The 23,266-nt window shown below is 36.2% G+C and carries 26 protein-coding genes and 1 pseudogene; 7 read left to right on the top strand and 20 right to left on the bottom strand.

All coding sequences use genetic code 11. The annotated features are described in order from the left end of the window. Positions 1-11: 11 nt before the first annotated feature. From rpsH to rpsL, 19 genes are all read right to left on the bottom strand, one after another. A complete protein-coding gene (rpsH, locus tag L1967_RS08605) occupies positions 12-410 on the bottom strand; it encodes a 30S ribosomal protein S8 (protein WP_249601260.1) in 399 nt (132 codons plus the stop codon). Positions 411-471: 61 nt separating this feature from the next. Continuing rightward, the gene (rpsN, locus tag L1967_RS08600) at positions 472-741 is read right to left on the bottom strand and encodes a 30S ribosomal protein S14 (RefSeq protein ID WP_249601259.1); all 270 of its coding nucleotides are present in this window, start codon (positions 739-741) and stop codon (positions 472-474) included. Between the two features lie 3 nt (positions 742-744). Continuing rightward, complete coding sequence (gene rplE, locus L1967_RS08595) at positions 745-1,296, bottom strand: 50S ribosomal protein L5 (protein ID WP_249601258.1); 552 nt, start codon at positions 1,294-1,296, stop codon at positions 745-747. Between the two features lie 2 nt (positions 1,297-1,298). Beyond that, the gene (rplX, locus tag L1967_RS08590; protein ID WP_249601257.1) at positions 1,299-1,610 is read right to left on the bottom strand and encodes a 50S ribosomal protein L24; all 312 of its coding nucleotides are present in this window, start codon (positions 1,608-1,610) and stop codon (positions 1,299-1,301) included. A 12-nt stretch (positions 1,611-1,622) separates the two neighbouring features. After that, entirely contained in the window at positions 1,623-1,991 is a 369-nt protein-coding gene (gene rplN / locus L1967_RS08585) for a 50S ribosomal protein L14 (protein WP_013073255.1), read from the bottom strand. A gap of 2 nt (positions 1,992-1,993) precedes the next feature. Next, positions 1,994-2,251, bottom strand: coding sequence for a 30S ribosomal protein S17 (gene rpsQ, locus L1967_RS08580; RefSeq protein WP_013073256.1), 258 nt, complete (start codon positions 2,249-2,251; stop codon positions 1,994-1,996). An 18-nt stretch (positions 2,252-2,269) separates the two neighbouring features. Then, complete coding sequence (gene rpmC, locus L1967_RS08575) at positions 2,270-2,461, bottom strand: 50S ribosomal protein L29 (RefSeq protein ID WP_249601256.1); 192 nt, start codon at positions 2,459-2,461, stop codon at positions 2,270-2,272. 11 nt (positions 2,462-2,472) lie between these two features. Then, positions 2,473-2,892 (bottom strand): 50S ribosomal protein L16, encoded by a 420-nt coding sequence (rplP, locus tag L1967_RS08570; RefSeq protein ID WP_249601255.1) that lies wholly within the window; start codon positions 2,890-2,892, stop codon positions 2,473-2,475. 17 nt (positions 2,893-2,909) lie between these two features. Continuing rightward, entirely contained in the window at positions 2,910-3,626 is a 717-nt protein-coding gene (rpsC, locus tag L1967_RS08565) for a 30S ribosomal protein S3 (protein ID WP_249601254.1), read from the bottom strand. A gap of 7 nt (positions 3,627-3,633) precedes the next feature. Then, the gene (rplV, locus tag L1967_RS08560; protein WP_013073260.1) at positions 3,634-4,041 is read right to left on the bottom strand and encodes a 50S ribosomal protein L22; all 408 of its coding nucleotides are present in this window, start codon (positions 4,039-4,041) and stop codon (positions 3,634-3,636) included. 8 nt (positions 4,042-4,049) lie between these two features. Beyond that, positions 4,050-4,328, bottom strand: a complete 279-nt coding sequence (gene rpsS, locus L1967_RS08555; RefSeq protein WP_013073261.1) for a 30S ribosomal protein S19 — start codon at positions 4,326-4,328, stop codon at positions 4,050-4,052. Between the two features lie 6 nt (positions 4,329-4,334). After that, complete coding sequence (gene rplB, locus L1967_RS08550) at positions 4,335-5,162, bottom strand: 50S ribosomal protein L2 (RefSeq protein ID WP_249601253.1); 828 nt, start codon at positions 5,160-5,162, stop codon at positions 4,335-4,337. 9 nt (positions 5,163-5,171) lie between these two features. Further along, on the bottom strand, positions 5,172-5,462 hold the full coding sequence (rplW, locus tag L1967_RS08545; RefSeq protein WP_013073263.1) for a 50S ribosomal protein L23: 291 nt from the start codon (positions 5,460-5,462) through the stop codon (positions 5,172-5,174). 9 nt (positions 5,463-5,471) lie between these two features. Next, positions 5,472-6,098: a 50S ribosomal protein L4 gene (rplD, locus tag L1967_RS08540; RefSeq protein WP_249601252.1), complete on the bottom strand. Its 627-nt coding sequence runs from the start codon at positions 6,096-6,098 to the stop codon at positions 5,472-5,474. Next, a complete protein-coding gene (gene rplC / locus L1967_RS08535) occupies positions 6,098-6,709 on the bottom strand; it encodes a 50S ribosomal protein L3 (protein ID WP_249601251.1) in 612 nt (203 codons plus the stop codon). The genes rplD and rplC overlap by 1 nt, the downstream gene beginning before the upstream one ends. A gap of 141 nt (positions 6,710-6,850) precedes the next feature. Beyond that, on the bottom strand, positions 6,851-7,156 hold the full coding sequence (rpsJ, locus tag L1967_RS08530; protein WP_013073266.1) for a 30S ribosomal protein S10: 306 nt from the start codon (positions 7,154-7,156) through the stop codon (positions 6,851-6,853). 10 nt (positions 7,157-7,166) lie between these two features. Beyond that, a complete protein-coding gene (gene fusA / locus L1967_RS08525) occupies positions 7,167-9,275 on the bottom strand; it encodes an elongation factor G (protein WP_249601250.1) in 2,109 nt (702 codons plus the stop codon). A gap of 6 nt (positions 9,276-9,281) precedes the next feature. Beyond that, entirely contained in the window at positions 9,282-9,758 is a 477-nt protein-coding gene (gene rpsG, locus L1967_RS08520) for a 30S ribosomal protein S7 (protein ID WP_249601249.1), read from the bottom strand. A gap of 25 nt (positions 9,759-9,783) precedes the next feature. Further along, positions 9,784-10,158, bottom strand: coding sequence for a 30S ribosomal protein S12 (gene rpsL / locus L1967_RS08515; protein ID WP_010230128.1), 375 nt, complete (start codon positions 10,156-10,158; stop codon positions 9,784-9,786). Between the two features lie 371 nt (positions 10,159-10,529). Here rpsL and L1967_RS08510 point away from each other — a divergent pair, with 371 nt between their 5' ends. From L1967_RS08510 to L1967_RS08480, 7 genes and pseudogenes are all read left to right on the top strand, one after another. Then, on the top strand, positions 10,530-13,742 hold the full coding sequence (locus L1967_RS08510; protein ID WP_249601248.1) for a SusC/RagA family TonB-linked outer membrane protein: 3,213 nt from the start codon (positions 10,530-10,532) through the stop codon (positions 13,740-13,742). A 10-nt stretch (positions 13,743-13,752) separates the two neighbouring features. Next, positions 13,753-15,222, top strand: a complete 1,470-nt coding sequence (locus L1967_RS08505; RefSeq protein WP_249601247.1) for a SusD/RagB family nutrient-binding outer membrane lipoprotein — start codon at positions 13,753-13,755, stop codon at positions 15,220-15,222. 122 nt (positions 15,223-15,344) lie between these two features. Next, complete coding sequence (gene rlmB / locus L1967_RS08500) at positions 15,345-16,079, top strand: 23S rRNA (guanosine(2251)-2'-O)-methyltransferase RlmB (RefSeq protein WP_249601246.1); 735 nt, start codon at positions 15,345-15,347, stop codon at positions 16,077-16,079. An 802-nt stretch (positions 16,080-16,881) separates the two neighbouring features. After that, positions 16,882-20,040, top strand: coding sequence for a SusC/RagA family TonB-linked outer membrane protein (locus L1967_RS08495; protein WP_249601245.1), 3,159 nt, complete (start codon positions 16,882-16,884; stop codon positions 20,038-20,040). 12 nt (positions 20,041-20,052) lie between these two features. Continuing rightward, entirely contained in the window at positions 20,053-21,498 is a 1,446-nt protein-coding gene (locus L1967_RS08490) for a SusD/RagB family nutrient-binding outer membrane lipoprotein (protein ID WP_249601244.1), read from the top strand. Positions 21,499-21,582: 84 nt separating this feature from the next. Continuing rightward, a complete protein-coding gene (locus L1967_RS08485; protein WP_249601243.1) occupies positions 21,583-22,278 on the top strand; it encodes a hypothetical protein in 696 nt (231 codons plus the stop codon). An 84-nt stretch (positions 22,279-22,362) separates the two neighbouring features. Then, a pseudogene (locus tag L1967_RS08480) lies at positions 22,363-22,467 on the top strand (23S rRNA (guanosine(2251)-2'-O)-methyltransferase RlmB); the annotation flags it as partial. Here L1967_RS08480 and L1967_RS08475 read toward each other — a convergent pair. After that, the gene (locus tag L1967_RS08475; RefSeq protein WP_249601347.1) at positions 22,464-23,210 is read right to left on the bottom strand and encodes a rhomboid family intramembrane serine protease; all 747 of its coding nucleotides are present in this window, start codon (positions 23,208-23,210) and stop codon (positions 22,464-22,466) included. The pseudogene L1967_RS08480 and the gene L1967_RS08475 sit on opposite strands and share 4 nt — an antisense overlap. Between the last annotated feature and the right edge of the window lie 56 nt (positions 23,211-23,266).

Genomic DNA, 23,266 nt, shown 5'->3' with positions numbered 1-23,266 from the left:
TATTTTAAGAATTAGTAAACGTAACACAATACTTCACCACCAACATTCTCTGCTCTGGCCTGCTTATCTGTCATTACTCCGTGAGAAGTACTGATAATAGCAATACCTAAACCATTTAATATACGTGGTAATTCTCCAGCACCGGCATATTTACGTAAACCAGGTTTACTTATTCTCTGGATATCTTTTATTACAGAGTCTTTAGTATCCTTATCATACTTAAGAGCAATCTTGATAGTACCTTGCGCAGTAGTATCTTCAAACTTGTAACTTAAGATATATCCCTGATCGAATAAAATCTTAGTAATTTCTTTTTTAACGTTAGAAGCCGGAATTTCAACAACTCTATGGTTTGCTGCTACCGCATTTCTAATACGCGTTAAAAAATCTGCAATTGGATCTGTATTCATTTATATTAATTTGCGATTATGGTTTTCCTATTTAATTTGGAACCTATAATCAATTTATAATTTACCAACTAGCCTTCTTAACTCCAGGAATAAGACCATTATTAGCCATTTCTCTAAACATTACACGAGAAACACCAAATTGTCTCATATATCCCTTTGGTCTACCAGTTAGCTTACAACGATTATGCAAACGTACCGGAGAAGAGTTTTTTGGTAATTTTTGCAATGCTTCATAATCACCAGCTTCTTTTAAAGCCTTTCTTTTTTCAGCATATTTTTCTACCAATTTCTGTCTCTTCACCTCACGGGCTTTCATTGATTCTTTAGCCATGTCTTAATTCTTTTTAAAGGGTAAACCTAGTTCAGTTAATAAAGATTTCGCTTCTTTATCAGTATCAGCAGTAGTAACGAAAGTAATATCCATACCTGCGATTCTGTTTACCGCATCGATATCAATCTCAGGGAAAATTATCTGCTCAGTAATTCCTAAGTTATAATTCCCTCTACCATCAAAACCGTTAGCTTTAATCCCATTAAAATCACGTACACGTGGAAGTGCAGAGGTAATTAATCTATCTAAAAATTCGTACATTCTGTAACCACGTAAAGTAACTTTTGCACCAATTGGCATTCCTTTACGAAGTTTAAATGTAGCAACATCTTTCTTTGAAATAGTTGCAACTGCCTTTTGACCAGTAATAGCTGTTAATTCATCTACTGCATGATCAATTAATTTCTTATCTGCAACAGCGCCTCCAACTCCTCGGCTTATAACGATTTTCTTAAGCTTAGGCACTTCCATTACATTGCTGTAACTATATTCTTCTATAAGAGATGATTTAATTTTATCATCATACTCTTTTCTAAGTCTTGGTACGTATGCCATAACTATAATACTTCATTTGATTTTTTAGAAAATCTCACCTTTTTCCCATCCTCTTCTTTAAAACCTACTCTGGTAGCCTTACCATCTTTGGTAGTTAAAGAAAGATTAGAAATATTTATTGGAGCTTCTTTCTTAGTAATTCCGCCTTGTGGATTAGAAGCACTAGGCTTCTCATGTTTAGAAATCGTATTGATTCCTTCCACAATAGCTTTATTCTTGTCTGGAAATACTTTTTGAACTTTACCTTGCTGACCTTTATGATCACCAGCAATAACTAGAACTGTATCTCCTGATTTTATTTTAAGCTTTGTCATTTTTTTAATGTATTAAAGCACTTCAGGTGCCAATGATACAATTTTCATGAATTGCTTATCACGAAGTTCTCTTGCTACAGGACCAAAAACACGTGTTCCACGCATCTCTCCAGCTGGGTTTAGAAGCACACACGCATTATCATCGAATCTAATATAAGATCCGTCTGGTCTGCGCACTTCTTTCTTGGTACGAACAACAACTGCTGTAGAAACCGCACCTTTTTTAATGTTTCCATTAGGTGTAGCTTCTTTAACGCTGACAACAATCTTGTCTCCAACAGAAGCGTATCTTTTCTTTGTACCTCCTAATACTCTAATAGCTAAAACTTCTTTAGCCCCAGTATTATCTGCTACTTTTAGTCTAGACTCTTGTTGTACCATAATTACTTCGCTCTTTCAATTATTTCTACTAATCTCCAACACTTAGATTTACTCATAGGTCTAGTTTCCATGATCCTTACAGTATCTCCTTCGTTGCAGTCGTTTTTTTCGTCGTGAGCTACGTACTTCTTAGTTTTCAATACGAACTTTCCGTACATAGGGTGTTTTACTTTTTTAACCTCAGAAACCACTATAGATTTCTGCATTTTATTACTGGTAACTACACCTATTCGCTCTTTTCTTAAATTTCTTTTTTCCATCTTTCAGCAGAATAACACTTATTGTTGTTCTCTTTTAGTTAACTCGGTAGCTAATCTCGCTATACTTCTCCTTACAGCTCTTAACTGTATTGGGTTCTCTAATGGCGAAACAGCATGAGCCATTTTTAAATCTGCATATGCCTTACGAGATTTATCAAGCTCTTCCTGCAATTCTGCAACAGACAATTCTTTTACTTCTGATTGTTTCATAATTCAAAAAATTATTCTTGATAATCTCTAGCTACGATAAATTTAGTTCTTACCGGAAGTTTTTGTGCTGCAAGACGTAGTGCCTCTTTAGCAGTTGCCATAGGCACACCACCAATTTCAAACATAATTCTTCCAGGTTTTACAACAGCAGCCCAATATTCTACTGCACCTTTACCTTTACCCATACGAACCTCAAGAGGCTTCTTAGTGATAGGCTTATCTGGAAATATTTTAATCCAGATAGAACCTTCTCTCTTCATATAACGGGTAGCAGCAATACGCGCAGCTTCGATTTGACGAGCTGTAATGAAACTTGAATCAAGAGACTTGATTCCAAATGTTCCATTTGAAAGACGGTGACCTCTTTGAGCCACACCTTTCATACGCCCCTTCTGTTGCTTACGATATTTCGTTCTTTTAGGTTGTAACATTTTTCTTTACTTTAAAATTACTTTCTACGACGTGATTTATTACCACCTCGTCCGGAATTTTTACCTCCTTGTTTCTTAGCTAGACCTACTAGCGGAGATAAATCTCTTTTTCCGTAAACTTCACCTTTCATGATCCATACTTTCACACCTAATCTACCATAAGTAGTATGTGCTTCAACTAAAGCATAATCAATATCGGCCCTAAAAGTAGACAAAGGAATTCTTCCATCTTTATATGCTTCAGAACGTGCCATCTCAGCTCCGTTTAAACGACCTGAAATTTCAATTTTAATTCCTTCAGCATTCATTCTCATTGCAGCCGCAATAGCCATTTTAATTGCACGACGATAAGAAATTCTATTCTCAATTTGTCTTGCAACACTAGCTGCTACTAAATGTGCATCTAGCTCTGGTCTTTTGATTTCAAAGATGTTAATCTGAACTTCTTTGTCCGTGATCTTCTTAAGCTCTTCTTTAAGCTTGTCTACCTCTTGACCACCTTTACCGATAATAATACCAGGTCTGGCAGTAGTGATAGTAACGGTCACAAGCTTAAGGGTACGCTCTATTATTACCCTGGATACACTCGCTTTAGAGAGGCGAGCATGGATGTACTTTCTAATCTTATCGTCTTCGGCTAATTTATCACCGTAGTCATTTCCTCCGTACCAGTTGGATTCCCATCCTCTAATGATACCAAGGCGATTCCCGATTGGATTTGTTTTCTGTCCCATACTCTTCTTAGCTTTGTGTATTATTGTTTTCGCCAAGCACTAATGTAACGTGATTGGATCTCTTTCTAATTCTATGTGCGCGACCCTGCGGAGCAGGACGAAGTCTTTTTAACATACTCCCTCCATCTACACGAATCTCCTTCACAAATAATTCAGCATCTTCAATACTTGCATCCTCATTTTTAGCTTGCCAATTTGCAATAGCAGATAACAATAATTTCTCTAAACGAGATGAAGCCTCTTTTTGGCTGAATTTTAAAATTTGAAGCGCTTTTTCTACTTTTTCACCTCTTACTAAATCCGCTACCAAACGCATTTTTCTTGGTGAAGTAGGGCAGTTATTCAACTTAGCAAAAGCCGTCTGCTTCTTAGCTTCTTTTATTTGCTCTGCTCTTTCTTTTTTACGAACTCCCATAGCTTCAATTATTTTCTTCCTTTATTTTTAGCACCTGCATGTCCTCTAAACGAACGTGTTGGTGAAAATTCTCCTAACTTATGACCTACCATATTCTCAGTAACATAAACGGGAACAAATTGTTTACCGTTATGAACAGCAATAGTCTGCCCAACAAAATCTGGAGTAATCATTGAAGCTCTAGACCAGGTTTTGATCACCGCTTTCTTTCCAGAATCTACATTATCTGCTACTTTCTTCTCTAGTTTATAGTGAACGAAAGGTCCTTTTTTTAATGAACGTGCCATACTCTATTATTTCTTTCTACGTTCTACAATATATTTATTACTCGCCTTTGTTCTTGTACGGGTTTTAAATCCTTTTGCAGGTAAACCTTTTCTAGAACGTGGATGACCTCCTGAAGCTCTACCTTCACCACCACCCATTGGGTGATCGATTGGGTTCATCGCTACCGGTCTAGTTCTTGGTCTGATACCTAACCAGCGTTTTCTACCAGCCTTACCAGAAATTTGTAACTGATGATCGCTATTAGACACAGCACCTATAGTTGCCAGACAAACAGAAAGAATTCTTCTAATTTCACCAGAAGGCAACTTCACAGTTGCATATTTTCCTTCTCTTGCCAACAATTGTGCAAATGCACCGGCACTTCTAGCCATAACAGCTCCCTGACCAGCTCTTAACTCTATACAAGAAACTATAGTACCCAATGGAATGTTTGCTAACGGCATAGCGTTACCAATTTCAGGAGCAACTGCTTCATTAGAAGAAACAATATTTTGACCTACCTGAAGTCCATTTTGAGCAATAACATACCTTTTCTCACCATCCTGATAATTCAATAAAGCAATAAAGGCCGTTCTGTTTGGATCATATTCAATAGAAGCTACAGTAGCAGGAACCCCGTGTTTATCACGCTTAAAATCTACAATTCTGTAACGTCTTTTATGACCACCACCTTTATAGCGCATGGTCATTTTTCCTTGACTGTTTCTACCGCCTGACTTTTTTAACGGAGCAAGTAAACTCTTCTCCGGCTTATCAGTAGTAATGGCGTCAAACCCATTAACTACTCTAAAACGCTGACCAGGAGTAATTGGTTTTAATTTTCTTACTGACATTTTTTAATCTTAAAGATTACTGTATAAATCAATAGTTTCACCTTCCGCCACCTGTACCATAGCTTTTTTATAAGCTTTAGTTTTACCAGTGATCATACCAGACTTTGTATATCTGGTTTTACGATCTGGACGGACGTTAATTGTACGAACAGAAGTTACTGAAACGCCATAAGCAGATTCTACTGCATCTTTAATTTCAATCTTATTCGCCTTATTACTTACCTCAAAAGAGAAACAGTTTTTAAGTTCGCTCTCTGCGGTAGCTTTTTCTGTAATAATTGGTTTTATTAAGATACTCATAACGCTTATTTAACTTAAATTCGACTCTAATCCTTCTAGAGACCCCTCCATAAACACAACACTATTTGCATTTAATATTTTATAAGTACTTAATTCTGAGATACTTATAACTTCAGAGCCTTTTAAATTACGTGACGACAAATATACGTTTTTATTTGACTCACCCAACACTATAAGAGATTTTTTCTCCTGAATACCAATGGCTTTCAAAACTTCGATGAAGTTTTTAGTCTTTGGAGTATCGAAAGAAAAATCTTCTACAACGGTAATAGCATTGTCATTTGCTTTAATCGATAAAGCAGATTTTCTTGCTAAACGCTTTAAGGCTTTATTTAATTTAAAACCATAGTTTCTTGGACGAGGACCAAAAATTCTACCACCACCTCTAAACACAGGCGACTTGATACTACCCGCACGAGCTGTACCAGTACCTTTTTGTTTTTTAAGTTTACGAGTAGAACCTGTTATTTCAGCACGCTCTTTTGCCTTATGAGTACCCTGTCTTTGATTAGCAAGATATTGCTTAACATCAAGATATACGGCATGCTCATTTGGCTCTATTCCGAAAACAGCATCAGAAAGACTCACCTTTCTACCTGTTTCTTTTCCTTTAATATCTAAAACTGCTACTTCCATTACTTTCTAATGATTACGTAAGAGTTCTTGTGCCCTGGAACACATCCTTTAACCACTAAAAGATTTTTCTCAGCCACTACTTTTAAAACTCTAAGGTTTTCTACTTTTACTTTTTCACCACCCATTCTTCCGGCCATACGCATACCTTTAAATACACGCGCAGGATAAGAGGCAGCACCAATAGAACCAGGAGCTCTTAAACGGTTATGCTGACCGTGAGTAGATTGCCCTACTCCACCAAAGCCATGTCTTTTCACAACCCCCTGGAAACCTTTCCCTTTAGAAGTACCAGAAATGTCTACAAATTCACCTTCTTTAAAGTGCTCCACATTAATGGTATCTCCTAATTTATAATCTCCTTCAAATCCCTGGAATTCAACGACTTTTTGTTGCGCAGCAACTCCTGCTTTCTTAGCATGCCCTGTAGCAGCTTTGTTTGCAGTCTTTTTGTCATCGAAACCAAGTTGAAGTGCTTCGTACCCGTCAACCTCATTGGTTCTGACTTGGGTAATTACACATGGACCAGCTTGTATAACGGTACAAGGAATATTTTTCCCATTCTCGTCGAAAATACTAGTCATGCCTATTTTTTTTCCTATTAACCCAGACATAATTATTAATTGTTATTACTTATTTATTAAAAAAAACAGGACAGAAAAATACTTCTGTCCTGAATGTATCTTTCCCGTTTTTCCCTCGCGAAACGCTCAGGACATTTTACCTGCTCAAATTCTAAACAGGTTTCTTTAAGATCACACTTTGATCTCTACTTCAACACCACTAGGAAGCTCTAATTTCATTAAAGCATCAATAGTTTTTGAAGAAGAACTGTAGATATCAAGTAATCTTTTGTAAGAACTAAGTTCAAACTGCTCTCTAGATTTCTTGTTTACGTGAGGAGACCTTAACACAGTAAATATTTTCTTATGTGTTGGAAGCGGGATTGGGCCCGTTACCACAGCACCTGTAGTTTTAACTGTCTTTACAATCTTCTCAGCAGATTTATCTACCAAATTATGATCGTAGGATTTTAATTTTATTCTGATTTTTTGACTCATTACCCTAAAATTATTCGTTAGATCCTTTAGCTGCTTTAATTACCTCTTCCGAAATATTAGAAGGAGTTTCAGCATAATGTGAGAATTCCATAGTTGAAGTTGCTCTACCAGAAGAAAGCGTTCTTAATGTAGTTACATATCCAAACATCTCTGCTAATGGCACATCAGCTTTCACGATTTTCGCTCCAGATCTGTCTGACATGTTGTTTACCTGACCTCTTCTACGGTTAAGATCCCCAACAATATCACCCATGTTCTCCTCTGGAGTTACAACTTCCATTTTCATTATTGGCTCAAGAATTACCGCTCCAGCTTTTTTAGCAGCAGCTTTGAATCCCATTTTTGCAGCCAATTCGAAAGATAACTGATCAGAATCCACAGGGTGAAAAGACCCATCTTTAAGAGTTACTTTTAAAGTATCTACCTGGAATCCTGCTAGAGGACCATTCTTCATCGCTTCTTTAAATCCTTTCTCTACTGAAGGAATAAATTCCTTAGGAATACGACCACCTTTAATCTCATCTACAAACTGAAGTCCTTTTCCTTCAAAACTATCATCTACAGGACCCATTTCGAATACAATATCCGCAAATTTACCACGTCCACCAGATTGTTTCTTATAAACTTCTCTGTGCTCAGCAGATTTCGTTACTGTTTCTTTATACTCAACCTGAGGCTGACCTTCATTAACCTCTACCTTAAATTCACGTTTTAAACGATCTACTAAAATCTCGATATGAAGCTCTCCCATACCAGAAATTACAGTTTGTCCTGAAACTTCATCGGTCTTAACCTGGAAAGTTGGATCTTCCTCAGCTAGTTTAGCTAAAGCCATACCCATTTTATCCACATCCGCTTTAGTTTTAGGCTCAACCGCAATACCAATTACAGGTTCTGGGAACGTCATAGACTCCAGAATAATAGGCTTATCAACATCAGTCAAGGTATCACCAGTCTTAATATCCTTAAAACCTACTGCAGCACCAATATCTCCAGCTTCAATTTTATCTATAGGTTCCTGTTTATTAGAGTGCATCTGATAAATTCTTGAAATACGTTCTTTCTTACCAGAACGCACGTTAAGAACATAAGATCCTGCATCCAAAGTACCAGAATAAACTCTAAAGAATGCTAAACGACCAACAAATGGATCTGTAGCAATTTTAAAAGCTAAAGCTGAAAAAGGAGATTCTACATTAGGCTTACGACTTTCTTCTTCTCCTGTATCAGGGTTTTCTCCAACAATAGCATCAACATCTACTGGTGAAGGCAAATATCTCATCACCGCATCAAGCATAGCCTGAACTCCTTTATTTTTAAAGGCAGAACCACACATCATTGGGATGATAGACATATCACAAGTCGCAGCTTTCAATGCAGCTATAATTTCATCTTCGGTGATAGAGTCTTCATCTTCAAAGAATTTCTCCATTAAAGCCTCATCATATTCTGCAACAGCCTCAACAAGCTCAGCTCTATATTTATTAACATCAGCCTGTAATTCTTCAGGAATATCGATAGTCTCGTAAGTCATACCCATATCCTCTTCATTCCAGATGATCGCCTTTTTGGAAATAAGATCAACAACACCTTTAAAATCCGCCTCTTCACCGATTGGCACCTGTAATGGAACAGGATTACCTCCAAGCATTTCTCTTACCTGACGACAAACATTAAAAAAGTCTGACCCCTGACGGTCCATCTTATTAACAAACCCTAGTCTGGGTACGCGATATTTATCTGCCTGCCTCCAAACTGTTTCGGATTGTGGCTCTACTCCATCAACTGCTGAAAACAATGCAACAACACCATCAAGAACGCGTAATGAACGCTCTACCTCTACCGTAAAATCAACGTGACCGGGAGTATCAATAATATTCACTGTATACTCATGACCGTTATATGGCCATGTACAATGTGTAGCAGCAGAAGTAATAGTAATACCTCTTTCCTGCTCTTGCTCCATCCAGTCCATAGTAGCAGCACCGTCATGAACTTCTCCAATCTTGTGACTAATACCAGTATAATAAAGTATACGCTCTGTTGTTGTTGTTTTACCAGCATCAATATGAGCAGCAATACCTATATTTCTTGTAAATTTTAAATCTCTTTGTGCCATTTTATCTTAGAATCTAAAGTGAGAGAATGCTTTATTCGCTTCTGCCATTTTATGAGTATCAACTCTCTTCTTAACAGCAGCACCTTCCTCCTTAGCCGCAGCTAAAACTTCTGCAGCAAGTTTCGCAGCCATAGTTTTCTCATTTCTTTTACGAGCAAAACTAATAAGCCATTTCATCGCAGTAGAAACCTTTCTATCTGGTCTAATTTGCATAGGAATTTGGAAAGTAGCACCTCCAACCCTTCTACTTCTAACCTCTACATGAGGCATAACGTTTGACAACGCATCTTTCCAGATTTCTAAAGCTGATTTCTCTTCATCTTGTTTCTTTTCTTCTACGATAGCAATTGCATCATAGAAAATTTTAAAGGCAATAGATTTTTTACCATCCCACATCATCATGTTTACAAAACGCGTAACAAGTTGATCATTAAACTTAGGATCCGGCAAAAGTGGTCTTTTCTTAGCCTGTCTTTTTCTCATTTCTTTACATTAAAAGTTTAATAAATTACTTCTTAGGGCGTTTTGCACCATACTTAGATCGACGTTGAGTTCTTCCCTCAACACCCGCGGTATCTAAAGCACCACGAACGATGTGATACCTTACACCTGGTAAATCTTTTACCCTTCCGCCTCTAACCAATACTATCGAGTGCTCTTGCAGATTGTGTCCCTCACCTGGTATATAGGCATTCACCTCTTTACCATTAGTCAACCTCACCCTTGCTACTTTACGCATAGCAGAGTTTGGCTTCTTAGGAGTAGTAGTGTACACACGTGTACAAACACCCCTTCTTTGAGGACACGAATCTAAAGCAGCCGATTTACTCTTCTTAGTTATCTTGGCTCTTCCTTTTCGTACTAATTGTGAAATTGTTGGCATAATTTCTTTTACACTAATTATTAATTTAAACCACCTTCTATTAAAAAGGTGCGCAAAGGTATAAATAAATTTCAAGTATTCAAATAGTTAGAATAAAAAATAAATATCAGAATTCATCTTCTCAATTTTATTCCATAATTAACCTCAAACGTTAGTACAAATGTTATAGAAATCTAAATATTAATCCAATAACTGTTAATTATAAAAAAAACACAAACTTTAACATTACAACGTTTACATCTAAAAACCAACAAGATAAACACATAAATTAACATAATATCGGCAAATAATAGCCTTTTAACAGATTTTCATGTTTGATTTCTTAACTATTTATTAGCACATTTGGTATGGCTAATTCAAACAAATTCAAAATGAAAGTAAAATTATGTAGTATTCTAACACTGCTCTTAGTGTTAGTTGCGCAAATTTCATTTGCGCAAGAAAAGACCGTAACGGGTAATGTTACGGACGGAGATGGTATTCCCCTACCAGGGGTTACAGTATTGGTAAAAGACACCAACAATGGAACCCAAACCGATTTTGATGGCAATTATTCCATTCAGGTCAGCACTGGCGATGTGCTTGAATTCAGTTTTATTGGATTACAAACAGTCAGGTACACCGTAGAAAACAATAACACCATCGACGTAGTGATGGAACCTGATGAATCACAGCTTGAAGAAGTAGTAGTTACCGCTCTTGGAATCTCAAGAGAAAAGAAATCACTAGCCTATGCAACACAAGAAGTATCCGGTGACCAAGTTAATACAGCTAAAGAAGCAAATTTCATCAACTCTTTATCTGGTAAAGTAGCAGGTCTGGATGTAAAGAAAAGTTCTAGCCTAGGAGGTTCATCCAATATTATATTACGTGGATATACTTCACTTACAGGAAATAATCAACCTCTTTTTGTGGTAGATGGCGTACCCATCAGTAACCAAAACACTAACGCAAGTGGACAAGCTTCTGGTGGCGGTGGTTATGATTACGGAAACGCAGCTATGGACATCAATCCCGATGACGTAGCTTCAATTAATGTTTTAAAAGGAGCCGCCGCCTCAGCACTATATGGTTCTAGAGCTGCAAATGGCGCCATCATTATAACTACTAAAACAGGAAAAAGAAACAAAGGAATTGGAGTTACGATAAATTCTGGTGTAACTTTTTCAAATTATGACAAATCTACATTTACCAAATATCAAAAAGAATACGGCTCTGGTTATGGAGCATATTATGGCGAAACAGGATATTTTGACGATGCAGATATTGACGGAGATGGCACACCCGATCTAGTAGTGCCAACATACGAAGACGCTTCCTTCGGAGGAAGATTTGATCCAAATTTACTAGTTTATCAATGGGATGCTTTTTACCCAGAGTCAGAAAATTATTTACAAGCTACACCGTGGACAGCTTCCAAAAATGATCCAGGGTCCATTTTTCGTACTGGAGCAGCTATAAATAACAGCGTTTCTGTATCAGGAGGAACTGAAAAAAGTTCATTCAGAACATCATTTACTCAATTTGAGCAAGAAGGTATTCTTCCTAATAGTAAAATCAAACGAAAAACTGTAGACTTTAATGGCAAGCACGATCTCACAGATAGATTAACTGTGGGTATTAACGGTACTTACACGAAGACCAACGGAAAAGGTAGATATGGTACTGGCTACGATTCTAGGAACATACTACAAAGTATGAGACAATGGAACCAGAACAATGTTGACTTCAAACAACAAAAAGAGGCTTATTTCTCGACAGGAAGAAATGTAACCTGGAATATGGCAGACCCTATTAATGGCAACGTAAAACCAAAATATACTGACAATCCATACTGGACATTATATGAAAATTACGAAACAGATGTAAGAGACAGGTTTTTTGGTAATGCCAATATAAATTATGAAGTAGCGGATTGGTTTAATATCACCGCAAGAGCATCTATGGATAATTACACTGATCTTCGCGAAGAAAGAATTAACGTAGGGAGCAATGGAGTGTCAGAATACAGTAGATATGACGGACATTATCGAGAAATGAATTATGATTTATTACTTAACTTTAATCATGACCTAACTGAAGATATTGATTTTACAGGAATTTTAGGTGCAACTCGCCGAAGTGTAAAAGAAAGAAGACTGAGATCAAAAACAGAAGGAGGATTAGTTGTTCCAGGCGAATATGCCTTAAGAAACTCGGTTAATTTACTCGTCCCTCCTTCGGAATATGCTTATGAACTTATCGCAGATGGATATTTTGCAAATGTTTCTTTTGGATTTAGAGATTTCTTATTCCTAGAAGCTACAGGAAGAATAGACAGATCTTCTACTCTACCGGAAGATGACAACACCTATTTCTACCCATCAATAAATGGAGGATTCGTTTTTTCAGAATTATTTGATTCCAATTTCATTAATTTCGGTAAATTAAGAGCCAACTATGCCGAAGTAGGAAATTATGCTCCTCCCTTAGCTGTATACGATGTTTATGACAGCCCTGTAAGTTTTTCGTCACCTCTTAGATCTGTTCAAAGGGTTAAAAACAATCCCAATTTGAAAAGTGAAACTCAAAAGAGTTATGAAATTGGCTTGGAGATGAATTTTTTCAATAAAAGGGCAGGTTTCGACATTGCAGCTTACAAAACAAATACAGTAGATCAAATTGTGAATTCAACGATAAGTGGAGCTACCGGATATACAAGCCAATATATTAATGCCGGTGAAATCGAAAACAAAGGTTTAGAAGTATCTGCTTTTGTGAGCCCTATAAAAACCGAAGATTTTGAATGGAGACTAGATGTCAATTGGTTTACCAATGAAAATACGGTAAAATCACTAAACGGTGACAATCAAAACCTAGTTCTAGCATCACTTCAAGGTGGTATTACTATAAACGGTACAGTAGGTGAATCTTATGGTAGTATATGGGGTACTAATTATACTTACCTAAATGGTGAAAAATTAATTAATGCAGAGAATGGTAGATATGTTGTTGATAATACACCGCAACCTATAGGGGATATTAATCCAGACTGGAAAGGCGGTATTAACAACACGCTTAAATACAAAAATTTAGCTTTAAGTTTTCTTGTAGATATTCAACAAGGAGGAGATGTATTTTCTCTAGATACATGGTATGGTTATGCAACTGGAGTAACTGAAAATACTGCTGGTTTAAACGAATTAGGAAATCCAGTTAGAGATCCTGTCTCAGAAGGAGGGGGAATTTTATTAAGCGGAGTTAACCAAGACGGATCTCCAAATGAAACGAGAGCGTCAATGACATCTTACGCAAATGCTTTAGGATATTATTATGCTCCTAACGCAGCACATGTGTATGATGCCAGCTATGTTAAGCTAAGAGAAGTAACTCTTTCTTATTCTTTACCTAAAGATTGGATTGAAAATGTTTCATTAACCGGTGTAACCTTCTCAGCTGTTGGGAGAAACTTATGGATCATACATAAAAATACACCGTATGCAGATCCTGAAGCAGGATTAAGCTCAGGTAATGTTCAAGGTTACCAATCGGGAGCGTATCCTTCAGTACGAGAATATGGATTAAACGTAAGATTACAATTCTAAAAACAGAACAATGAAAATTAATAGATATATATATTCATTCTTGCTTATTGTCATAATAGCTTCATGTTCCGATGATTTATCAGACATAAATGTAGATAGCAAGAACCCTTCTGAAGTTCCTCATGAAACTTTAGTTACTAGCGCTACAAAAAGCCTAGTAGACCAAATGGTGAATACAAACGTTAACAATAATATATTTCGTTTGTTAGCACAATATTGGACGGAAACCACCTATACTGATGAAGCGAACTTCAATCTTACAGAACGTTCAATACCTAAGAATCATTGGAATATTTTATATGCAGACGTTTTAAAGGATTTAGATCGTGCAAATGAATTAATAGACGAGAGAGAAGAAGAGTTACTTGTGGAAATGCCTCAAGAGCAAATCGATAATCAAAGAGCTATGATTGAAGTCCTAAAAGTTTATTCCTACCATATACTTGTAGATACTTTTGGCGACATTCCTTATAGCGAAGCTCTTGATATTGAAAATACCACTCCTGCTTATGATGATGACCAGACTATTTACAATGACCTCGCTGACAGATTAGATAGTGCGCTAGATATTTTGAATCCCTCATTTAATGGATTCAGAGATGGATCTGATTTGATTTATGACGGTAATACGGCACAGTGGATTAAATTCGCAAACTCACTAAAATTGAGGTTGGCATTGAGATTTGGTGGAGTGGATGATACAAAAGGAGCAGCCATGGCTACCGAAGCAATTAGTACAGGAGTCTTTACCTCTAATGATGATAATGCAACCATGCAGTATCTTCAATCTTCACCCAACACCAATCCACTTTGGGAAGACTTGGTTCAATCAGGAAGAACAGATTTCGTTGCAGCTAACACTATTGTGGATGCCATGAACGAAAGAAATGATCCAAGAAGGAATGATTTCTTTGCAGCTAATCTTGATGATCCAGATACTGAAGAAATTGAATATATTGGCGGCACTTACGCAGGAAGCGGTAATCAACACAGCAATAGTACCATATACAGTGAAAAATTCGAAAATCCGGTTTTAGAAGGAGTTCTTCTTGACTATTCAGAAGTTCAATTCCTTAAAGCAGAAGCTGCAGAAAGAGGCTTTATTAGTGGTGATGCTGAAGATTTCTACAATTCCGCAATCGAAGCGTCTATAGTTTACTGGGGAGGCACTTCGGAGGAAGCGGAGGAATATATTTCTCAATCTCAAGTAAATTACGCCACAGCTGGTGATTCGTGGCAAGAGAAAATTGGTATTCAAAAATGGATTTCTCTTTACAACCGCGGATTCGAGGGATGGTCCACATATAGAAAATTAGGATATCCTGAACTTCCTAATGCTGCAGTATCTGAATTACCTGTACCAAACCGCTTTACTTATCCTGTAATTGAAGCTAGTGCTAACGGAAGCAATTATACTGCTGCTGGTGAAGCAATGGGCGGAAATACTCAGCAAACAAAAGTCTTCTGGGATATAGATTGAAATTTAAAAAAATAAAGGAAAACAATCCTTTAGGTTGATGACAAAAAACCACCCATCTCCGGGTGGTTTTTTTTATTTCTGCAAAACAATGATATGTTTCGAATAAAAATTACTTTTGCCACATGAAAGATGCTACAACGATTTTTGGAATTAGAGCCGTTATTGAAGCTATTGAGAGCGGCGAAACCATAGATAAAATATTTATTCAAAAAGGGCTTTCTGGCGAGCTATTTTCAGAACTAAAAAGGACGTTATCTAAAGGGAATTTCAATATTTCTTACGTTCCACAAGAAAAACTATACAAACTAAGTAAAGGTAATCATCAGGGTGTTGTAGCTAAAATTAGCCCAATAGCGTTTAAGGGACTTGAAGAAACCGTAGAACCCATTTTAGCCAAAAAAGAAGCACCTTTTTTCCTTCTTTTAGATCAGGTAAACGACGTTCGTAATTTTGGCGCTATTATCAGAACGGCAGAGTGCTGTGGTGTAGATGCCATTATTATTCCAGAAAAAGGTGCTGCGCCCATAAATGCCGATACGGTAAAAACTTCAGCGGGAGCCGTATTTAAAATTCCTATTTGTAAAGTCAGTCACATTAAAGACGCCGTTTTTTATCTTCAGTCGAGTGGCATTCAAACCGTAGCAGCTACCGAAAAAACTAATGATCTAATCTACGATATCGACTTCAAAAAACCTTCTGCAATAATTATGGGCAATGAAGCAAAAGGAGTCTCCCATTCCATCTTAAAAACTATAGATTATAAAGCTAAATTACCTATGCACGGTGAAATCGCATCTTTAAATGTTTCGGTTGCCTGTGGAGCTTTTTTATATGAAGTTGTTCGGCAACGTATCTAAGTCGCATTACTTACTTAGATACAATTGATTTCGATTTTGCTTTAACCACTGAGTAATATCTCTTTGATATTCCTTTGTTCTTCATCACGCCCATTTCTTAAATATAATTTTGATACTATCCTAAGATATTTTGTTCTTTCACTAAAGCCTTTCAATAATTGTCTAAACAACTCTACAAGTCAGCCAGAAGGGCGATCTTCTCCGTAAATTTCAGAATTTACTACTTAATATACCTCAATACTGCTACAAAAATCTTTGCTCACTTTCAATACAAGCCTCTAAAATTAGATCAATTAGGAGATTAATATATCAAGTTACGAAAAGATTGACTCCAAAAACACATTTTAAGTTTTAATTATAATGAGTGTCCCAATAATTTTAAACCCTATCAAAAATTATTGGGATTTCATATTCTTCTAAAATATTCAAAATTAAAATCCAAGTCGGATTAACTATTTCTAAAAATAGCAATATAAAAATCTACACTTTTTTATAAGTACGGTTGCGATTAAAATTAAAATTAACTAAAAAACCAACGAAATTTAATTAACTAAAACGAATTAGCTTATAATTTTTATGATATTTTCATAAAAACACTAAAAACACTAAAAACATTATAAATCTAACTTCCAATTTCATTTAATTTCTTAAAAAATTAACCTTCAAAAAATGCACAAATCGCATAATTATTAAATAAAATTGAAAAAATTAGCTCTTTTTAACAGTTACAAAGAATAAACTATTGCATTGTTAACTTTTTATTATCATTTTTGAAACGGCTAATTCAAACAATTTTTTTAAAATGAAGAAAAAAACTACGATTCTAATAGCGTTACTTTTGGCGCTATGTTCACAGGTAGCTCTTGCGTACCAAACCACCATCACGGGAACGGTTAAAGACGCAAGTGGGCTGCCAATTCCTGGAGTAAATGTTCTCGTTAAAGGAACCTCTAATGGAGTACAAACCGATTTTGATGGAAACTACTCTATTGATGCAAAGGAAGGAGATGTTTTAATGTTCTCTTTTGTAGGGCTTAAAACAGCAGAGTACCCTGTTACCAGCATTAACACAATTAATGTTACTATGCAGGAAGATGCTTCTCAACTTAGTGAGGTTGTTGTTACTGCTTTAGGTATCAAAAGAGATAAACAGAGTTTAGGTTATGCACAACAAACCGTTGATGGAGGTAGCTTGGTTAAATCGAGAGAAACCAACGTTAACAATGCCCTAGCCGGTAAAGTAGCTGGGGTGCAATTTAAAGGGGCTCCTAGTTCCGGTTTTGGTAACTCTAACATTCGTTTAAGAGGTAATACCGGTGTTCTTTATATTGTAGATAACGTAAAAGTACAAAATCCTTCAGATATTATTACTGATGACATAGCAGATATGTCTGTTCTTAAAGGTGCTGCCGCTACAGCTCTTTACGGACCACAAGGAAGAAACGGTGTTATTATTATTACCACAAAAACTGCTAAAGATGGACAAAGCAGCATCACTATTAATCATAGTACGGCTATAGAAAATCTATATGTTTTACCTGATTATCAAAACGAATATGGTGGAGGTTACTCTCAAGAATTTAACACCTTTAACTACGATCCATCTAAACACCCTTCAGACTGGGCTTCTTTCGATGGCCAGCAAATGGTAGAGTACTATGCTGATGAAAGCTGGGGACCAAAAATGGAAGGACAAATGGTAAGACATTGGGATTCTTGGATCCCAAATACACCAGAATTTGGTAAATTAAGAGCTTTTTCACCTAATCCCGATAATGTTAAGGATTTCTTTGATACCGGAATAACTACAAACACCAACCTTACCTTTTCTAAAGGTGGAGAAGGCTATTCTGTAAGGGCTTCTTTAGCTAAAATTGACAGAACCGGAATCATTCCAAATTCAGAACGAAATACCGTTCAAGGATCTATTTCAGCTACTTTGGATATCACCGATAAGCTTACTGCTTTTACTAATGTAAACTATCAGGATAGAAGAACAAACAATTTTCCTAACAATGGTTATGGGAATATCGCTTCCAACTTTAATCAATGGTGGCAAAGACAATTAGATATTGACCGACTAAGAGATTATAGAAGAAATGGAGAAATTGTATCATGGAACATAAACGGACCAACAAATATTTCTCCTCTTTATTGGGACATGCCCTTCTTCGACACTGATGAGAATTTGAATCCCCAAGATAAAAATTCATTCTATGGAAGATTTGGCTTAAGCTATGAATTTACTGACGATTTAAATGCCAGTATAGAAGTAAGAAAAACATTAAACACCTACGAGAGCTCAGATAGATTTGCTTTTGGCGGGTTAGGAACTCCTTTTTATGCCGAAGGTGAAAGCACTAAAGGTACAGATGAACTTTTTGGTATTCTAAATTACGAAACAGATCTATCAGAAGATTTTGATATTAGTGCTAGTTTAGGTTTCGAAATTTACGACCAAAACTACAAAAGTATAAGTGCAAGTACTACTGGAGGATTAAACGCCGAAGGCTTTTATAGTCTTAATACCTCAACAGGTAGACCAAATGTATCTAGTTATGTAGAAGATTTTGCCAGAAAATCTACTTTTGCAAAAGCTTCTATTGGTTTTAGAGATATTCTTTATATAGATGGAACTGCTCGTTTTGACTGGCAATCTACGGCAGATTCAGATGCCAACAGAGTAGAAACTTATGGTGGATCTTTCAGTTTTATCTTCAGTAAATTATTAGAAAACAATGACTTCTTAACCTTTGGTAAATTAAGAGCAAGTGTTGCGGAAGCTCCACTTTTCCCAAATCCATACCAGCTTTCTGAAACCTTTGGTGTTGGCACACCTTATGGTACCTATGGTAAACTTTCTGTAAAATCACAGTTATTCAATCCAAATTTAGTTGGAGGTGTTAGGAAAGAATATGAATTTGGTACAGAGCTTAGATTCCTAAACAGTAGATTTGGATTAGATGTGACTTATTTCACGAAGAAAGATTCAGAACTACCCGTTGCAGTAACCTTAGACCCGGCAACTGGATACAACTCATTCCTAACAAACTCTGGTGAACAGACTTATAAAGGTTGGGAATTTGCTTTAAATGTAGTGCCTATTAAAACTGATAATTTCACATGGGACCTTACAGCAAACTTAGCTACTCTAGAAAGAACTGTAGACCAAATTGCTGATGGCACCGCCACTAATGTACTTGCTCAAACATGGCGTGGAATCCAATTACAAGAAAGAACAGGCGAAGAATGGGGCGCAATTTATGGTAGAGCATACCAAAGAGATGCCAATGGAAACATTCTTCTATCCTCTACAGGATCACCATTATATGATACAAATCAATATTTAGGTAACCTTCTTCCTGATTTCACAGGTGGAGCCTCAAGTTATATGACATATAAAAACTTTAGCTTAGGTTTAGATTTTGACTTCCAAAAAGGAGGAAAAGTTTTCTCTGTAACCAGAATGTTTAATGCATATTCCGGATTAGGTGCAGAGACTATAGGAAACAACGTTCTAGGAAATCCAGAAAGAGATCCTGTAACAGGTGGAGGTGCAGCAGTAGCTCTTGCTGATGCAGACTCAAACTCAGGTGGTATTCTTATTGAAGGTGTAGATAGCAGCACTGGGGAGCCAGTTTCTTATCTAGTAGAAGCACAAACCTATTGGGGAAGATTATTTGCATTACATGAAAGATGGCTATATGATGCATCTTACTTTAAATTAAGACAGGCAAGATTAGACTACACAATTCCTAAAAGTATTATTGAAAACACGTTTATCAAAAATGCAAACATAGGTGTTTTTGCCACTAACCTTTGGTTAATTTATACAGCTGTAGATGGAATTGACGTATCGGAATTAGAAGATAACCAAGGATCAGGTGAGTACGGGTGGACAGAAGGAGGTCAATCTCCTAATACAAGAACTATCGGACTAAACATTAGTCTAACATTTTAAAAAATTAAAAGCATGAAAACAAGAATAAAAAAATCGATAGTTATGCTTTCAGCAGCAGTCATGTCTCTTACTGCCTGCGAAACAGCAGAATTTGGATCATTGAATGAAAACCCAAATGAACCAACAAGTGCTTCTCCAAGTATTTTACTATCAAATGTAGAAGGTGCAGTATCAAATTATTTGGGAACTACAACACCAAATCTATATGTTCAATATTTATCAAACGGACAGTATGATGAAGAATCTAGATATCAAACATTAAACTGGTCATATGAATATTGGTACACTACTTTAACAGACCTAAAAAGAATAATTGCACTTAATACAAACGAAGAAACTAAAGATGAAGTTTCTGCAAGTGACGCATCAAATGCAAATCAAATAGCAGTAGCTACCATCTTAAGAGTTTACATTTTTCAAGGAATGACTAACCGCTGGGGTAGACTTCCTTACACGCAAGCCTTAGGTGGATTGGACAATCAATTTCCTGCTTATGACTCTCAGGAAGAAATCTACAATGGTCTCTTTTCAGAACTTGATTCTGCTTTAGGAATGATTGAATCTGGTATTGGCCCAAATGGAGATTATTTGTTCGGAGGAGATATGGCTAGATGGGAACAATTTGGACAAACTCTTAAAATGGTTATGGCCTTAAGACTTTCTGAGGCAGATCCTACTTTGGGAAAAACTAAATTCAACGAAGCTCTTGGAAATGTAATAACTTCTAATAGCGAAAACTTTTTTTACCCATACCTAGAAGATGAAAACAATGATAACCCTTGGGAAGACAGGTTTTATGCACCTAGTTTTCGTAGAGATTATTTAGTTAGTGATGTTTTTGTAAATGCCCTAATTGGATCTGGAAGTTCAGCTACTCCTGAGGATCCTAGACTTGCTGAAATGGCAGAGCCTGCATTAAACAGTGGTACCTTCGTTGGAGCGCCATACGGTCAATCTAATTCTGATACCGACAGTTATTCCTTTATTACCCAGAATGTAATCAATAATACTAAAGCTCCATTATATATGTTTACATATGCTGAGATCCTATTTGCAAGAGCTGAGGCCGCAGCACTAGGTTGGACTTCTGAAGATGCTTCTAGCCTATATGAAGATGCAATAACTGCTTCTATGGACCAATGGGGAGTATCGGATTCTGACGCAACAGCTTATATAGCTGCCAATCCTTATGTAGGTTTAGAGTCTATAGGATATGAAAAATGGGTTGCTCTTTACTTACAGGGATACGACTCTTGGGCGGAATGGAGAAGAATGTTAGCTGCTGGCTACGAAAAAGAACTAACTGCTCCCCAGGATTTATTGAGTAACGCAACAGATATTCCAGACAGAGATGGATATCCCGCGACAGCAGGAGCAGTAAATGAACAAAATTATAATGATGCTTTAGAAGCACAAGGTCCAGATTTATTGAATACTAAACTTTGGATTTTTAAATAATCATCATTTATTTAACAATTAAAACCCACCTAGTTAGGTGGGTTTTTTTTATTTTAGAAAATAATCATCACTAATCTCTAAATCATGAAAAAAATCAAAAATTTTGTAGTTAGCGCTATACTTATATTCTCACTTTCCTCTCTTGTAAATGCTCAAACAAGTCTTGGATCTTCTAACCTTGCCGATGGAGTAAAAGTAATGAGAAGCAATAGAAACTCCACTCCGTTTTTAATGAAAGAATTTAAAGTAGGTTACGGTGTTTATGAAAATGGAGAGATGACAACACCGCAAAAAATAAACTATGATGCATATGGCAATTCCTTAGTTTATAAAGATGCAGGATCAGGACAAACACTTAAAATGTTAGATTCACAATTTGTAGGATTCATAATTAAATCTGAAGAAGGTGATGTTATTTTTGCCAAAATTGAAGGCAATGAATTTGATAAGACCAAGGATGACCAAAGATATTACCAGTTGGCATCCCCACCATCTAAAGCGGTTATAATTGAATATAAAAAAGAATTCGATGATCCTAATGCAAATGGATGGACAAGTAGCCAAAATAATACTAAAACTGGCGAGTATGACATGGATACAAAATATTACATTTTAAATAAAAATAAGAAGTACGAAGAAGTAAAACTCAAAGAAAAATCTGTCATTAAAGTATACAAGGATAAAAAAGATAAAATAGAAAAATATATTGAAGATAATAATATTGATATTGAATCGCCTGCCGATATGGTTCCTGTAGTAGAATATTATTTATCATTGTAATTACATCTACTTCAAAGTAATAGAGGTAAAGGGAGAGTTAAAATACTCTTCCTTTCTTTTTATAAATGCAAATATAAAGGGACTATCGATCAGAAGGCTCGACTACCAATGTATGGCGAGATAGCATCCTTAAATGTATCTGTAGCTTGCGGGAATTTTTTATATGAAGTGTTTCGACAGCATATTTAATCTTCCTTATCCTCTGCCCTTTTATAGATATAATTGATCTCAATTTTATCTATTTCTTCATCTTCTTCAATTTCATCGGGTAATTTTTGGATAAAATTACCATGTTCATCAAAATGGCGCATAAACTCATCATCCTCTGCATTATAATCAGGACGTTCCCAGGCATATTTGGGTGCTTTAGCAATATTCTTTTTGAAGACAAATGCAAATAACAAGCCTACAAGCAAACCTGAAAGATGTCCCTCCCAGGAAATTTCAGGATCAATTGGTGTAACATACCATAATAATCCACCATATAGAAAAACAACGATAAGCGAAAGGGCAACCAGTCGATAATGCTTAGAAAATATTCCTTTAAAGAATAAAAACGAAGCCAGTAAATAAATAATTCCACTGGCTCCTATATGATAAGCAGGTCTTGCTATTAACCAGGTAATAAAGCCAGTGAATAAAAAACCATATCCTAAAACCTTCCAGCTAATACTTTTATAGAAATAAAAAAGTGCCATGGAAAGCACAAAAAGCGGTATAGTATTATTGAATAAATGTTTTATTCCGCTATGAATAAAAGGTGAAAAAACAATACCTAACAAGCCACTAAGCTTTCTGGGGAAAATCCCTAAATGATTAAAATTTGCCCCAAATCGAACTTCTATCCAAAAAACAATCCAGATGGCAAGAATAAAAAGCATAGGATATCCCACAACACCAGGAGTAAAATCAAAATCTTGTTTTCGCCTCACCATTATTATTTTTAAAATAATACTACAAAAAAATAACCAATATTACTTAGCAGAGA

The sequence above is a fragment of the Zunongwangia pacifica genome (genome assembly GCF_023499215.1).
Lineage (GTDB): Bacteria > Bacteroidota > Bacteroidia > Flavobacteriales > Flavobacteriaceae > Zunongwangia > Zunongwangia pacifica.
Note: the sequence above shows the minus strand (reverse complement) of the source record. Positions and strands in the feature narration are given on the sequence as shown.